This window comes from Tateyamaria armeniaca, assembly GCF_045797845.1.
Lineage (GTDB): Bacteria > Pseudomonadota > Alphaproteobacteria > Rhodobacterales > Rhodobacteraceae > Tateyamaria > Tateyamaria armeniaca.
The window spans coordinates 2,443,628-2,457,045 of sequence record NZ_JBHDIY010000002.1 but is presented as its reverse complement, the minus strand read 5'-3'; the positions used below and the strand labels follow the sequence as shown (position 1 = coordinate 2,457,045).

The 13,418-nt window shown below is 61.6% G+C and carries 20 protein-coding genes, 1 tRNA gene and 1 other RNA gene; 12 read left to right on the top strand and 10 right to left on the bottom strand.

Features of this window, described 5'->3' with window-relative positions; all coding sequences use genetic code 11:
- The first annotated feature begins 5 nt into the window (after nucleotides 1-5).
- A complete protein-coding gene (locus tag ACERZ8_RS12440) occupies nucleotides 6-935 on the top strand; it encodes a LysR substrate-binding domain-containing protein (RefSeq protein WP_407592499.1) in 930 nt (309 codons plus the stop codon).
- Nucleotides 936-1,064: 129 nt separating this feature from the next.
- On the opposite strand, the gene ACERZ8_RS12435 is transcribed toward ACERZ8_RS12440, so the two are convergent.
- The 6 genes from ACERZ8_RS12435 to ACERZ8_RS12410 all read right to left on the bottom strand — a co-directional run bounded on the left by ACERZ8_RS12435 (nucleotide 1,065) and on the right by ACERZ8_RS12410 (nucleotide 5,649).
- Entirely contained in the window at nucleotides 1,065-1,286 is a 222-nt protein-coding gene (locus tag ACERZ8_RS12435) for an alpha/beta fold hydrolase (RefSeq protein WP_407592498.1), read from the bottom strand.
- 5 nt (nucleotides 1,287-1,291) lie between these two features.
- Entirely contained in the window at nucleotides 1,292-1,840 is a 549-nt protein-coding gene (locus ACERZ8_RS12430) for an alpha/beta fold hydrolase (RefSeq protein WP_407594261.1), read from the bottom strand.
- A 180-nt stretch (nucleotides 1,841-2,020) separates the two neighbouring features.
- Entirely contained in the window at nucleotides 2,021-2,290 is a 270-nt protein-coding gene (locus ACERZ8_RS12425) for a DksA/TraR family C4-type zinc finger protein (protein WP_407592497.1), read from the bottom strand.
- 31 nt (nucleotides 2,291-2,321) lie between these two features.
- Entirely contained in the window at nucleotides 2,322-3,308 is a 987-nt protein-coding gene (locus tag ACERZ8_RS12420) for a Gfo/Idh/MocA family protein (protein ID WP_407592496.1), read from the bottom strand.
- A 170-nt stretch (nucleotides 3,309-3,478) separates the two neighbouring features.
- On the bottom strand, nucleotides 3,479-4,375 hold the full coding sequence (gene rpoH / locus ACERZ8_RS12415; RefSeq protein WP_407592495.1) for an RNA polymerase sigma factor RpoH: 897 nt from the start codon (nucleotides 4,373-4,375) through the stop codon (nucleotides 3,479-3,481).
- Between the two features lie 251 nt (nucleotides 4,376-4,626).
- Nucleotides 4,627-5,649, bottom strand: coding sequence for an RluA family pseudouridine synthase (locus tag ACERZ8_RS12410; RefSeq protein WP_407592494.1), 1,023 nt, complete (start codon nucleotides 5,647-5,649; stop codon nucleotides 4,627-4,629).
- Between ACERZ8_RS12410 and ACERZ8_RS12405 the strand changes: the two genes are divergently transcribed.
- Nucleotides 5,621-5,938, top strand: coding sequence for a DUF6476 family protein (locus ACERZ8_RS12405; RefSeq protein WP_407592493.1), 318 nt, complete (start codon nucleotides 5,621-5,623; stop codon nucleotides 5,936-5,938). The two genes, ACERZ8_RS12410 and ACERZ8_RS12405, sit on opposite strands and share 29 nt — an antisense overlap.
- Nucleotides 5,939-6,062: 124 nt before the next feature.
- Here the strand turns inward: ACERZ8_RS12405 and ACERZ8_RS12400 are convergent.
- Nucleotides 6,063-6,139: transfer RNA gene (locus ACERZ8_RS12400), tRNA-His, on the bottom strand.
- A 43-nt stretch (nucleotides 6,140-6,182) separates the two neighbouring features.
- A complete protein-coding gene (locus ACERZ8_RS12395) occupies nucleotides 6,183-6,665 on the bottom strand; it encodes a GNAT family N-acetyltransferase (protein WP_407592492.1) in 483 nt (160 codons plus the stop codon).
- A gap of 81 nt (nucleotides 6,666-6,746) precedes the next feature.
- Between ACERZ8_RS12395 and ACERZ8_RS12390 the strand changes: the two genes are divergently transcribed.
- The 3 genes from ACERZ8_RS12390 to ACERZ8_RS12380 all read left to right on the top strand — a co-directional run bounded on the left by ACERZ8_RS12390 (nucleotide 6,747) and on the right by ACERZ8_RS12380 (nucleotide 8,172).
- Nucleotides 6,747-6,935 carry a DUF6324 family protein gene (locus tag ACERZ8_RS12390; RefSeq protein ID WP_407592491.1) on the top strand — a complete coding sequence of 63 codons (189 nt, stop codon included), beginning with the start codon at nucleotides 6,747-6,749 and terminating at the stop codon, nucleotides 6,933-6,935.
- A gap of 152 nt (nucleotides 6,936-7,087) precedes the next feature.
- Nucleotides 7,088-7,576 (top strand): peptidase associated/transthyretin-like domain-containing protein, encoded by a 489-nt coding sequence (locus ACERZ8_RS12385; RefSeq protein ID WP_407592490.1) that lies wholly within the window; start codon nucleotides 7,088-7,090, stop codon nucleotides 7,574-7,576.
- Between the two features lie 11 nt (nucleotides 7,577-7,587).
- Entirely contained in the window at nucleotides 7,588-8,172 is a 585-nt protein-coding gene (locus tag ACERZ8_RS12380) for a ferric reductase-like transmembrane domain-containing protein (RefSeq protein WP_407592489.1), read from the top strand.
- A gap of 4 nt (nucleotides 8,173-8,176) precedes the next feature.
- Here ACERZ8_RS12380 and ACERZ8_RS12375 read toward each other — a convergent pair whose 3' ends face one another.
- Nucleotides 8,177-8,647, bottom strand: coding sequence for an MmcB family DNA repair protein (locus tag ACERZ8_RS12375; protein WP_407592488.1), 471 nt, complete (start codon nucleotides 8,645-8,647; stop codon nucleotides 8,177-8,179).
- 106 nt (nucleotides 8,648-8,753) lie between these two features.
- Between ACERZ8_RS12375 and ACERZ8_RS12370 the strand changes: the two genes are divergently transcribed.
- From ACERZ8_RS12370 to ssrS, 7 genes are all read left to right on the top strand, one after another.
- Nucleotides 8,754-10,034: a hypothetical protein gene (locus ACERZ8_RS12370; RefSeq protein WP_407592487.1), complete on the top strand. Its 1,281-nt coding sequence runs from the start codon at nucleotides 8,754-8,756 to the stop codon at nucleotides 10,032-10,034.
- Entirely contained in the window at nucleotides 10,031-10,792 is a 762-nt protein-coding gene (locus ACERZ8_RS12365) for a COG3904 family protein (RefSeq protein WP_407592486.1), read from the top strand. Before ACERZ8_RS12370 ends, ACERZ8_RS12365 begins: the two co-directional genes overlap by 4 nt.
- A 117-nt stretch (nucleotides 10,793-10,909) precedes the next feature.
- The gene (locus tag ACERZ8_RS12360; protein WP_407592485.1) at nucleotides 10,910-11,320 is read left to right on the top strand and encodes a cupin domain-containing protein; all 411 of its coding nucleotides are present in this window, start codon (nucleotides 10,910-10,912) and stop codon (nucleotides 11,318-11,320) included.
- Nucleotides 11,317-11,637 carry an ArsR/SmtB family transcription factor gene (locus tag ACERZ8_RS12355; protein WP_407592484.1) on the top strand — a complete coding sequence of 107 codons (321 nt, stop codon included), beginning with the start codon at nucleotides 11,317-11,319 and terminating at the stop codon, nucleotides 11,635-11,637. The genes ACERZ8_RS12360 and ACERZ8_RS12355 overlap by 4 nt, the downstream gene beginning before the upstream one ends.
- Nucleotides 11,634-12,053 (top strand): SRPBCC family protein, encoded by a 420-nt coding sequence (locus tag ACERZ8_RS12350; RefSeq protein ID WP_407592483.1) that lies wholly within the window; start codon nucleotides 11,634-11,636, stop codon nucleotides 12,051-12,053. Before ACERZ8_RS12355 ends, ACERZ8_RS12350 begins: the two co-directional genes overlap by 4 nt.
- Complete coding sequence (locus ACERZ8_RS12345; RefSeq protein ID WP_407592482.1) at nucleotides 12,053-12,481, top strand: SRPBCC family protein; 429 nt, start codon at nucleotides 12,053-12,055, stop codon at nucleotides 12,479-12,481. The genes ACERZ8_RS12350 and ACERZ8_RS12345 overlap by 1 nt, the downstream gene beginning before the upstream one ends.
- A gap of 104 nt (nucleotides 12,482-12,585) precedes the next feature.
- Nucleotides 12,586-12,741, top strand: a non-coding RNA gene (gene ssrS, locus ACERZ8_RS21725) — 6S RNA.
- Between the two features lie 71 nt (nucleotides 12,742-12,812).
- Here the strand turns inward: ssrS and ACERZ8_RS12340 are convergent.
- Nucleotides 12,813-13,415 carry a TetR/AcrR family transcriptional regulator gene (locus tag ACERZ8_RS12340; protein WP_407592481.1) on the bottom strand — a complete coding sequence of 201 codons (603 nt, stop codon included), beginning with the start codon at nucleotides 13,413-13,415 and terminating at the stop codon, nucleotides 12,813-12,815.
- Nucleotides 13,416-13,418: the final 3 nt, after the last annotated feature.

Sequence of the window (13,418 nt, the reverse complement as noted above, 5' to 3'; positions counted from 1 at the left end):
ACCTCATGCGTCCGACACTTCGCCAACTGCAATACTTTGTCGCCGTCGCAGATCACAACGCGTTCGGCGCAGCGGCCAATGCGCTTGCGGTCAGTCAGCCCAGCCTGTCCAAGCAACTTGCCATCATGGAGGATGAGCTTGGCGCGCCCCTGTTCGAGCGTACATCGCGCCGGGTGACACTGACCCCCTTGGGCCGGCTGCTGCTGGACAAGGCGCGGATCATTCTGCAGGACGTCCGCGAATTTCGCGCCGTTGCGCAGGGTTCCGTGGGGCTGTTCGGCGACAGGCTGTCCATCGGCGTGCTTCAGTCCATCGGTGCCTACTTCATGCCCATTGCAAACCGCAGGCTGCACGCTTTGTATCCCGATCTGCGTCTTGTCGTGCAAGAGGGCGCGACCGTGCAATTGCTGGAACATTTGCGCGCCGGCAAGGTGGATGCGGTGATCGGCACGCCAGACAACGCGCCCGAGTTCAAAAGCATCCCGCTCTTTGCCGAGACTTTGTGGATTTGTGCGGCAAGTGACGATCCCTTGTCGCGCAGCACGTCACCGGTATCAGCATCGGATCTGAAAGGACGCCCGCTTTTGGCGTTGAGCCCTGAATTCACCCTTGCCGATGTGGTCGAACGCCTTGCCGCCGAGGCTGGTGCATATGTCAGTCGCGATTATCAGGGCGGCAGTCTGGATGCCGTGCGGCAAATGGCGGTGATGGGCGCGGGCATTGCCGTTCTGCCCTCGCTTTACGCTCTGGCCGAGGCGGTGCGCGATCCGGAATTTGTCGTTCGGCGCATCGATCACCCGTTGGCTGTGCACGAGATCGTGTTGCACTGGCGGCGTGCATCGCCCCTGGGCTCGGATTTCGAAGAGCTTGCGGCGCGGTTGATCGAAGTAAAGCAAGAGATACGGCAATCGCGCGCTGAACAATTCGGCATCTAGGAACGCAGTGGGGGGATGTGGAGACGGGCGGTTTGAATGCGGCCCTGCGCGATAGGACGCGATGCGCAACAGCGCGCCCTCCGGTGCGTGCAAATGGCGGCGACCCGCACAGCAGACGCAATCGCCGTTTTACCCGACACGCCCCATGAACGCCCGCATCACACGCTCTGCCCCGTCAGGATCGTCCCGGTGTGCCCCGTGCCCGCACCCTTCGAACATCTCCAACTGCGCGTTTTCCCCGACGGCACTGGCGATGTCGTGCGAACAGACCGGCGGCGTCACAGGGTCAAGCGCGCCGCCCATCACCAGCACCGGGCAGGCGATCCGCGACAGCGAAGGGCGCAGATCCATGTCCATCATCTCGTTGGTAAAGAAATGCACCGCCACTTCGGGCCGCTCGATTGCGCGCCCCGGAATGTGGGCGCGTCCGGATCGTAGGATTGCGTGTAGAATGGCAAACAGACTTCGCCGTAGACCTTGTAACGCTCAAGCGAAGGGGCCGAGAAAAAGGCGCGCGATGCCTCGGCCGCCGTATCCCCACCAAGGTGGCGCATCATGTCGACGGCCGCGTCCAGTTCGAACTGCGCCGCCGTGGACGAAAAGACAAGCCGCGACGGCCCCTCGGGATGGCGCGCGCCATAGTGCATCGCGACCATGCCGCCAAAGGACTGGCCGAACACGACCGGCTTTTCGATGCCCAATGCCGCGCAGAACGTCGCGATATCGTCAGCCCATTGATCCAGCGTCCAAGTGTCGATCTCGCCGCTCGACCGCCCGCATCCGCGGTGATCGAGATAGATAACCTGATGCGTGTCCGCGAAACGATCGAAATAGGGCCGCAATGTCGAGTGATCATAGCCCGGCCCCCATGCAGAACGAGCAGCGTGGGCCGCGGCTCCATGCAGCTTTCCGTCACCTCAAGGCTGGTGCCGACCACGTCAAAAAAGAGGCGTGCTGATCCCAGATCGATGAACATGTGTCTCTCTCCATTTGGCCGCAAAAGTTAAGAAAGGATGAAAGTGCCGCTGTAAGCTATTGAAATTGCTTGTGCGCGACTCTGTCCCAGCGTGGGACACTTTGGTGCTTCATTTCAACTGGCTGTCCTTCGACCCCCGCCGGTTGATGCCACCCCGGCGCTGAAACTCGCCGTCCCTTTCGGCCACGCAGTCCACGCACAGCTTCACCCCCGGCACCGCCAATCGGCGCGCCTCGGGGATCGGCTCCTCACATTCGGCGCAGTGGGTCAGGCTCTCCCCAACCGGCGCGCGCCGGGCTTTCATCCGCGCCAGCTCATCCGAAATCGACGCCTCGATCTGTTCGGACACCGCACCGTCCTTGGCCCATCCACCTGCCATGATCGCTCCTTCGCTGCCTTGGACCCTGCTTTCAACCCATATGGGCACGGGCAAACACCGCATCAATCAACGCCTGCGTGCCACGCGCATCTTCCAACTGCCAAGGATACTCCGCCCCATCGCGAACGTGGGCGCAGAATGCCTCGACCTGCAGCGTATACTGGTTCACGCCCGGAAACCGTTCCTCGGTGATCACCGGCGGGCTTGCATCGTTTCTTTGCAGCTCGACCCGCGCGGTGCCGAAAACGCCGGCGTTGAACGGGGCCGTCATCTTGATCACCCCGGCGCTGCCCACAAAGGTCATCTGCTGAAACGGATGCAACCGCATTGAATTGACCCAGTGGGCCGAAAAGGACGGGAACCGGGCCGAAACGCGGGCCAGCACGTCCACACCGTTTTCAAAATCCACGTCGGCATGGGTGATTTCGACGTGCTCTTCCCCGCTCAGCCAACGCGTGGCACCGTAGGTGTAGACGCCGATGTCAGGGATACCCCCGCCCCCGGTTTCGGGTTTGTTGCGGACATTGGCGGGGTCCGCGCTGTTGTCATAGCAAAACAGACCCTCAACATGGATCAATTGCCCGATGGCCCCCTCACGATAAAGCGCCCGGGCGCGTTGCCATTGAGGGTGATGCACGATCATGTAGGCTTCGGTGGCAAAGCACCCCGACGCATCGCGCGCCGCAATCAGCGCCTCGTATTCGCCCGCCGCCATCGCCATGGGTTTTTCGCATAGCACATGCTTGCCAGCCTCAAGCGCCTTGAGCGACCATTCCACATGCAGGTGATTGGGCAGCGGGATGTAAATGGCATCGATGTCCGCATCTGCCAGCAACGCCTCGTAGCTGTCGTGCACTTTCAGGTCGGGGCAGAATGCCATGAAATCATCCGCTTTTGCGGGATCAGATGTGGCAAGGGCGGCCAGTTTTGCGCCCTTTGCGGCGTGTATCGCCGGTGCCATGTGGTTGCGGGCAAAATTCGCGGCCCCAAGTATGCCCCAACGCAGTGCGTCTGCCATGACACCCTCCTGATGTTCTGAGAGCGCTACCATACTCCGGAGACGGCGCAGGGCAAGCCCGGGCATATGGCCCCTGGTCCGTTGCAGATGTGTCGTGCTGATCCACTTATCCCAAAGAAAAAGGGCTCTGCCGTTTCGGCAAGGCCCTCATTAATTCACTCGTGTGTCGGTCAGGCCGTCGCCATCAGCCCCTTGGCCTTGGCAATCTCGCGCATCTTCTTTTGCAGCTTCTCAAAGGCGCGCACCTCGATCTGGCGGATGCGTTCGCGGCTGACACCGTATTGCTCGGACAGGTCTTCGAGCGTGATGACCTGTTCGGCCAAACGGCGCTGGGTCAGGATGTCTTTCTCGCGGTCGTTCAGCACGTCCAGTGCTTCTGCCAGCATTTCGCGGCGCACTTCCAATTCGTCGCGCGCCTCGTAATCGCCCGCCTGATCCGCGCTTTCATCCTCAAGCCAGTCCTGCCACTGCATGGTCCCTTCGCCTTCGGACCCGACAGTCGCGTTCAGCGACGCATCGCCCCCGGACAGGCGGCGGTTCATGCTAATGACTTCAGCCTCGGTCACGCCAAGATCGGTTGCGATCCGCTGGACGTTTTCAGGGCGCATATCGCCTTCTTCCAGCGCACCGATCTTGGATTTCGCCTTGCGGAGATTGAAGAACAGCTTTTTCTGTGCCGATGTCGTGCCCAGTTTCACAAGGCTCCACGAACGCAGGATATATTCCTGGATCGAGGCCCTGATCCACCACATCGCATAGGTGGCCAGACGGAACCCTTTTTCGGGGTCAAAACGCTTGACGGCCTGCATGAGACCCACGTTGGCTTCGGAAATCACTTCGGCCTGTGGCAGCCCGTATCCGCGATAGCCCATGGCGATCTTGGCCGCCAGACGCAGGTGGCTGGTGACCATCTTGTGCGCGGCCTCGGTGTCCTGTTCCTCGACCCAACGCTTGGCGAGCATGTATTCCTCTTCCGGCTCCAGCAGCGGAAACTTGCGGATTTCCTGCATATACCGGTTCAACCCACCTTCTGGGGTAGGGGCTGGCAGATTTGCGTAATTGGCCATGTGGTCCCTCCTGAATGCCCTCATACCTCGGGTATGTTTATGGGCTTAACATCTATATGGGTCCGCACTTGCGCCCCGACAAGGGCAAAAGCGCTTGGATGTAATTTCTCACAACGAGCGGCAAAGTGGCAGTGCCGCGCCCGTGCGCTCACGCGCATGTGCTGTTCGTTGCAATATCAGCTGGAAATCCCGATTTTTCGTTGTGTACCGACCAGTTTCGAACGCGAATTGTTACAGGTTGCGCCGCTGCGTCAGCCCAGAACATCCAAAAGCGCCTGAAAATCGTCAGGCAATGGCGCCTCGAACCGCAGCTTTTCTTTCGAAATCGGATGTTCAAAGCCCAAAACGGCGGCGTGCAGTGCTTGGCGGTTGAAGGTCGCGACCGCCTCTGCCGCTGCCTCACTCAACGCGCCGCGTGCCAGTTTGCGCCGCCCGCCATAGACCGGATCGCCCACAAGGCCGTGCCCTGCATGAGCCATGTGCACACGGATCTGGTGCGTGCGCCCGGTTTCCAGCCAGCATTCGACCTGCGCCAGCACCTCTGGCGTGCCATAGCGCGCCACGAGGCGCGCGCGCGTTACCGCGTGGCGTCCGCCATGAAACAGGACGGCTTGGCGCTGTCGGTCAGTCTTGTGGCGCGCCAGTTGCGTGGTCAGTTTCAGCACATTGCCTTTCTCGAAGCTGGCCCCCTTGATCCCGCGCAAACGCGGGTCATTGGCATCCGGCACACCGTATACCAACGCGCGGTAGTACCGCTCGACCGTGTGGGCGGCGAACTGCGCAGCGAGGCCGTGATGGGCGGCGTCCGACTTGGCCACGACCAGCAGGCCACTAGTGTCCTTGTCGATGCGGTGCACGATACCGGGACGTTTCATACCGCCCACGCCGGACAGATCATCGCCGCAGTGATGCATCAGCGCATTGACCAATGTGCCCGACGGCGAGCCGGGTGCCGGATGCACCACCATGCCCGCGGGCTTGTTGACCACAATCAGGTCTGCATCCTCGAACACGATGTCGAGCGGGAGCGCTTCGGGCAGGATGTGGCTTTCCTGCGCTTCTTCGACCGTGACGTCGATCAGTGCACCCGCGACAACGCGTGCCTTTGGATCGCGTGCGGTGACGCCATCCACCATCACGGCCCCTTCGGCGATCAGGCGAGCGAGCCGCGTGCGCGACAGGGCCGCACCCTCTGGCACGTCGCGCGCAATCGCCCTATCAAGGCGGATAGGCGGATCATCGGAAATGACAAAGGACAGGCGGTTGGACGACATCGAGACCCCTATTGAACCGGCAAACCTGCGGTTCCTGCGCCGGTTGGTGACGGTGCTGACCGTCATCATGATTGGCGGCGTTGTAACGGTGGTGTCCCTGCTTGTCATCCGCCTGAATGAAGCACCTGCCCCCCTGCCCCTGCCGCAACAAGTCACGCTGCCCGACGGGGCCGCGGCCACGGCGTTTACGGTTGGTTCGGACTGGTTCGCCGTGGTGACGGAAGGGGACGAGATTCTGATCTATGATCAGGTGACAGGGACACTGCGGCAGACGATTGCGATTGAGTGACGGGGATGAACCCGCGTGGGTGGCTGGATTCTGTGCATTGAGGATCGGGGGTGTGGGGCCGCGCGTTTTCTTGCGAAAACACTCTCACCCCACCACCACCATTTTCAGCGAAGCTGAAGAATGGTGGTACCACCTCCTGGTCTCGAACCAGGGACCTCTTGATCCACAATCAAGCGCTCTAACCTACTGAGCTAAGGCGGCACTGAGGGTCAAATACCCCCCGCCAAGCCCGATTGCAAGACCGTCAAAAGCGGAAAATCCACGTCTGTTCGACCAGATCCTGACCAAAGGAGTGCACCGGCTGCGAGTCGACCAGCGTCCATCCGGCACTGACATAAAGGTGGCATGCGGCGCGGTGGCTTTCATGGGTCCACAACTGCATCCCAGCATATCCGGCATCACGGGCAAAGTTCATGCACTGGGCCAGCAATTGACGCCCGACACCCCGCCCGCGCGCCTCGGGCACAAGCAAGAACAGGCGCAGCTTGGCCGTATCCGCATCAAGGCGCACACAAAAGATCGACCCAAGGCGCTGCTCTCCCAAAGACGCAATCCATCCTGCTTCACACTGCGCATCGTGACCAGCGTTGAACGCTTCAAGGATGCTGCGCACCAGCGGCCCGAACGTGTCGTCAAACCCCTCTGCATCTGCGTAAAGAGTGGCATGCCGCTCGACCAGCCAGTCGGTGTCGCCAGCTTCAAAGGGGCGCAGGATCACATCAGACATGGGTGCTACTCTGGACGCGGCCAGCTTGCCTTTCAAGCCCGCAGGCGCTGGCAGACGCGTCACGTCAACCCGGAGGCGCACATGGGTATCAACAGCGAACGCGACATCGAGGCCAACATGCAGATCGGACCAACCGATCAGGGCATGGTGCGCATTTTCGTCGAATCCAAGGGTGTTGAAATCCCGATGGACTTTGACCCGGACGAGGCCAACGAAATCGCAGATGAAATCCGGGCCGCAGCCAAGGCCGCAGCGTCGCTCAAACGGTAGGCGACGCGCCTGTCAAAAACAGACATCTGCGCAGAAAGCCGCGTGCGGGCTTCACAACCGCGTAAGGCGGGCTGGTTCTGACAGGCGTAAGGGTTATGCTTGATCCAAAGCACAAGCGCACCTTTGCGCCCTCATGCCCAAGGAGAGTTCAGATGCACACACCCGCCCCGTCCCGCCGCTCCCTTCTGATCGGCGCCACCGCATTCGCCGCGACACTCGCCGCACCCGGCCTGATCCGCACGGCACATGCCGCCACCACGCTTGCGCCGACACAAACCATGCGGGGCGGCAGCAACAATTACCGCCCCAATGCACCGCTGGTCGACAAACTGGGCACAGGTTTCTTTGTCTACGGGTCAGTGCGTGCGACAAATGGGGCTCCGCTTGATAAGGTGCGCATCCAGATTTGGGCCGCAACGACCCTTGGGGGTGAACGCGAACCGCGCAATCACGGCAGTGTTCTGACCGATGCAGAGGGCAATTACCGCCTTGAGATGGAGCAGATTGTCCCGAACTTTGGCCAACCGCACGCGCATCTGGCCTATGACGATCCAGCCTTCAAGACGGTGTTTTTGCGCCCCGTCATGCCAAGCGCATCGGACACCAGCGTGGCGGCTGACTTCGTCCTCGCACCGGCCTGACATCCGAGCGCGTGAAAAAGGCGGCGATCTGGGCGGGGCTGGCGCTGCTGATCTTGGTGCCGCTGGCCATCGCCGCCGCCAGCCCGCTGCAAGCCAGCCGAAATGCGCCTTACATCATCGCGAGCCTTGCTGGCGTTGCCGCCCTTGGGGTGCTGACCCTGCAACCGCTGCTGGCGCGCGCTCACTTGCCCGATGTCACCCCGCCGCGTCAGCGCAAATGGCACCGGATGCTTGGGGCGACCCTCCTGTTGCTTGTAGCGCTGCATATCGGTGGTCTTTACATCACCAGCCCGCCTGATGCGCTGGATGCGCTGCTGCTCGCCTCCCCCACACCTTTTTCGATCTACGGCGTCACGGCCATGTGGGCGATTGTGATCACTGCGCTGCTCGCGGCCACCTGGCGGCGGCTGCATCTGCGGCCCCGGACGTGGCGTGCGATACATGCCCTGCTGGCCGTCGTTATCGTAAGCTCAACCATCATTCACGCCGTCCAGATCGAAGGCACGATGGGCTGGTGGTCCAAGCTGGCGCTTTGCATCAGCGGTGCGATCAGCCTGGCTTCGGTGCTTTGGGTTCGCTACGTGCGCGGCCGCTGACCCGCTACCACTCGAACCCGGCCCCGGGATCGCGAAACCCTTGCAGGCGGCGGGCGGCATGAGTGGCGAACTTTTGCACCATGACTTTGCGCCGGGCGGCGGCAAGCTTGCTCTCGGGGGCCATACGGATGATTTCGGCGTCATAGGCATCTGCGATGATCAGCCCGCTGTCTTCGGGCAGAAGATCGACGGGAAAATCCGCATCCACCGCCCAGAAAAACCGATCACACCACTCCAGATACCCTTCCCACTTGGAATCACTCATGAAATCGGCGCGGCCGGACTTGCACTCAATCACCCAGATCTCGCCCTTGGGACCCAATGCCATTACATCGACGCGCAATCCGCGTGCGGGCACCAATTCCTCGACCGTGACCCAGCCAAGGCTTGCCAGATGGCGCGCAACCCCGCGCGCCAGCACCTGACCCGGCATCAGGTCGGGCACCAAGGACATGGATTTAGGCGCATTTTGCATGGGTACAAATATGAACAAAACCTGAACAAAAGCAAGCAGGGACAGCAGGCCCTTGGAGTCAGGTGGCCACGCGCCTACCTTATCCCCAACCAACCGGGGGACACCTATGACAGACGACACGCGCACAACGGCCGAACAGGCGCGCGGTGTACGCTACGCGCGCGAGCTTGAGGGCCATCTTGGCTGGCTCGACACGTTTTCGGGCACCGCCCTTGGGGTGCTGGCCACAGCCTCGGGCATCTACACCTATCTCGGGGTGTCCTCACTGCTGGATGAAAACGGGGCGATGTCGGTCTTTGCCGCCATTGCCTATTCGGTCGCGGTGTCAGTGGGGATTTTTGTCTTCTGGTCCTACATGATGCGGCTGTTCCCCGCGGTACGCTCGGCGCGTGCGCGGATTGGGCTGATGCTGGCGATGGGGGCCGGATCGCTGGCCATTGTGGCCATGTCATCATGGCTGAATGCTGCCGCCTTGGCCGGATCGGCGGCTGTCGAACAGCACCTCGCCAAGACCGTGCAGGATTACCAGACCAGCCTTGAGCGCGCGCACGAAGTCGCCCTGACTGGCCAATCGCTGGAACGTGACGTAGCACGGGTGCGCCAGTCCTTCGAGGATTTGTCCGAACAAGAGGCTGCCGGGTCATTGTCGGGCCTTGCGGGGCGTGGTGCGGTGTTTCGCGTGTTGCGCCAGAAATCGGCGGAACTGTCTGGGCTTGAGGGCCAGATCAGCGCCCAAACTCCATTGGTTGAAGCGGCATTCACCGAAGGCAACGCGATCCTGTCGCGTATGCGCGCTCTCACCGTCGAACCGGGCCCTGTTGAGGCGCGCAGCGTAGAATTTTCCGAACAGGCCGTGCGCCTTGCGGGCCTGATCACGCAGTTGCGTCAGCTTACCGTCGCACCGCTAGTGGAGCGGGCGGCGCAAGACCTTGCGGCCTCTGTGGTGCTGCCCGAACTTGACGGGGGCACGACTGAAGGGCGCGCGGATCAGGCGGCCACCATCAGTTCTGTGCTCGAAGTGCTGGCGCAGCGCGCCACCACGCTCGAACGCGCAGCCCAGGCGGTGCAGGCCCTGCAACCGACCACTGACGTAACCTATACGCCGATTTCATCGGCTGACGCTGTGATCCTCTATGCGCGCAATTTCGTGCCCTCTTGGGCGGGTGCCATAGCCATCGATCTGCTGCCTGCTGTGCTCGTCTTTATCCTCGCCATTACGCAATCAGCGATCCGCGGCGGACGCGAAGGGGCGGCGATCGAAGACACGCTGACGTTGGCCGAACTGCGCGCCGCAATGGCCGCAATGCGCGATGTGGAAAAGACAATGCACGAGCATGACGCACCAGCGGCAAAGCCCCGGCCCCTGCCTCAACAGGCCGCCGAATGAGCGAGGCGCAAGAGCCCGCACCCAAGCAACGCGGCCCCGTCGCGCGGGTGCTGATGGGCATCCTGATCTTTCAACTTGGCCTTGGTGGATTGCTGGTGATCGGCGACATGCAGGGCCTGCGCCTGCCCAGCTTTGGCCCCAACGCGCCCAGCCTGACCGAACCCGTGCGCCCCGGCGATCAGCGCCGCACCTTTCGCCCGGACAGGGACCGACCGATTGTCCAGCCTGCCCGCGATCCGGGTGAGTTGCCGGACCGGTTGGTATTGACCGCGACAGGCGACGGGACCTACCGGCTGGAAGGGGGCATTCGCGCAGGCGACGCCGCGCGCCTGATTGATCTGATCGACGCCGCCGATCCGGCGCCACAAACCCTGATCCTGCAATCGCCTGGCGGGTCCGTCGGCGACGCCCTTGCCCTTGGCCGCCACATACGCGCCGAAGGGATCAACACGCAGATGCTCGCGGGTGAATTCTGCTATTCCGCCTGCCCGTACCTGCTGGCCGCCGGAGTGACGCGCGACATCGACACTGACGCATCTGTAGGCGTGCATCAGCACTATTTCGGCGAAAACACGTTCCTGCCCGCCGCCTTCGCAGTCGAGGACATTCAGCGCGGTCAGGGCGAGGTGATGACCTACCTTGATGAGATGGGAATCGACCCGCTAGTGATGCAGCATGCGCTGTCCACGCCGCCGGATGAAATTTATGTGCTGCTGCCAAACGAGTTAGAAAAATACAATTTTATCGCTTCAGAGTAATGGCTTACTCGTGAGTCCTGATCTGACACATCAGGGTATTTACGCGGGTTGACATGATACCAAAAGGTATCGCAATGTAATGAAACCAAATGGTGTCACATTGCACGGAACCCAGTCATGAAACGCATCTCTCTCGCCCTCCTGCTCGCCGCGACCCCGGCGCTCGCCGGCCCGAATATCACGCTGTCCCCCGCTCAGTCTTTGTCGTGGGAAACGACCCCGGAGGGTGTCGCCTTTGCCGCGCTCTCCGGTGATCGGTGGAGCGAGGCATATTTCGCCATGGTGCGCCTGCCCGCAGGCACGACCAGCCCGCCGCACGTCAAATCCGCGGACATGTTCGGCGTCATGATCGAAGGGCAGATGACCCACGCCACGGCCGATCAGGAAAATCCGACCATTATCGGGCCGGGCAGCTATTACCACGTGCCCGCCAACCTGCCACACGTCTCTGCCTGCGTGTCCGCCACGCCATGTGTGACCATGCTCTATCAGGACGGTGCCTTTGATTTCGTGCCGGTGCAGCCATGACCGATCATGCACAAGGGGCCTTTCGCGCGCTTGCAGACCCGACACGGCGCGACATTCTGCGGCTGCTCAGCCGTGACGACATGACCATCGCGCAAGTCTCCGACCACTTCGAAATAACCCGCGCCGCCGTCAAGAAACACCTCACGGTGCTGAGCGACGGCGGCTTGATCGAGGTCGAACCCCGGGGGCGCGAACGGGTCAACCGGATCAATCCCAAAGGCCTCGCGCCCGTACTGTCATGGTTCGAAATCTTCGACCAGGTCTGGGACGACCGCCTCGCCGCACTGAAAACCGCAATTGAAAAGGACATCCAATGACCGACACGACGCTTCGCAAGACAATTTACCTCAAGGCCCCGCGCGAATTGGTCTGGGCCTACCTTACCCAGCCCGAGCATCTGGCAAAGTGGTTTCATGCCCCAAAGACGCCACTGGCAGAGGGCGAGAAGCTGGAAATGTTCGGCACCACCAGCGGTGATTTGCTGATCTGGGGCAATGTGATTGCGGCCAAAGAACCCGAAACCCTTGAATACACATTCACCGTCGGGCCGATGGGTGACGCAGTCAGTACGGTGAAATGGACGCTTACGGAGGTGTCCGGGGGCACGCAACTGTCGCTGGAGCATGAAGGGCTGCCGCAGGGCGCCGAGGCGTTCGGGCTCACACTCGCGCTCGACAAGGGATGGGACGATCATTTCATGCAGATGCGGGCCGCCCTGCACGACGATGACTGATGGACTACAGCGCCACAATCCACACAACTGCGTCGCCCGAAAGGGCGGCGCAGGACATCGCGGATGATCTGGAAAAGTGGTGGTCCACCCGGATCGAACGCAGATCGCGTAGCTTTACGACCCGGTTCAACAACAGCCACGCCACTTTTCAGTTTGATGCGGCCAACACGGCTGAAACCTTCGGCTGGACCTGCACCGATGCCCACATGATCATCGATGCGGTCGAGGACAGGGCCGAGTGGATCGGCACGCGCCTGCTTTGGCACATCCAGCCGACTGACACAGGCTGTGCGATTACACTGACGCATCAGGGGCTTACGCCCGCACTGCCCTGCTTTGATATATGCCAGCGGGGCTGGCAACACTTTTTCGAGATCAGCCTGCGCGACCATCTGAACGGACAGCAAGGTGCGCCGAATACGGACTGACGTGCGGCAACGACTGACCGGGTCATTGACAAAAGCAAACCGTTTGCCCGTCTGATCAATGCCGCCCTTGCCCTGCCCCCTTGCGCAGCCTATCTGAGACGAGACGGGTTCTGCCCTTCTCGTGACAGGTTGCATTCCGGTGGCCTTAAGCAATTCCGAGGGAGCTGGCTCTGTGCGGATCCTGGTCCGTTTACCTGGCGCCCACCTGTATATACAGGTCCTCGGGAATGAGAGAACCAAACGGTTGTGGTGGTTCCCGTCGCTTTCACTGCATCAGTACGAACACACCGCCCACCGGGTCGGCGGGCGGGCGCATTTGGCCCGGCACGCGCTAAACAGAGCCGTCCGGCGCCCGCACAACCATCCGGCGCACCATGTCCCAGTACTGATCCTGCACGGCCCTCAGGCTCAGCCGCCCGCCGGGGCGGAACCATGTGGTGACACCCGTGAGCATCGCAATCACGGCCAGCGTCGTGATCTTGGTGTCCGCAACGTCGAAAATACCCTGATCGGACCCCGCCCCGAGGATGTCCTCAAGCGCCGTCTCATAGCGCCGTCGCAACGCCTCAATGCGCGAAAAATTGGCAGGATCGAGATTGCGCAATTCCATATAGGCAATGAACACGGCATCGGGGCGCTCGTGATGGAACGCGATGTGAAAGCGCACAAATCCTTCCAGCCGGTCCATCACGGACGCGTCGGACTGCTGGGGCAAAGCCGCCAGCAACTCCTCCATATGGGTTTGCATCAACTCGAACAGCAGGGTCTGCTTGTCCGGGGTGTAATTGTAAAGCGCGCCTGCCTGCACGCCCACCTCGCTGGCAATCCGGCGCATCGAAACAGCGGCAAAGCCATGTTCGGCAAAAAGTTTCAACGCCGCTGCACGCACCCGTGGGCCAGTGATGTCAGAGTGGGAACCAATCGTGCGGGGCATCTG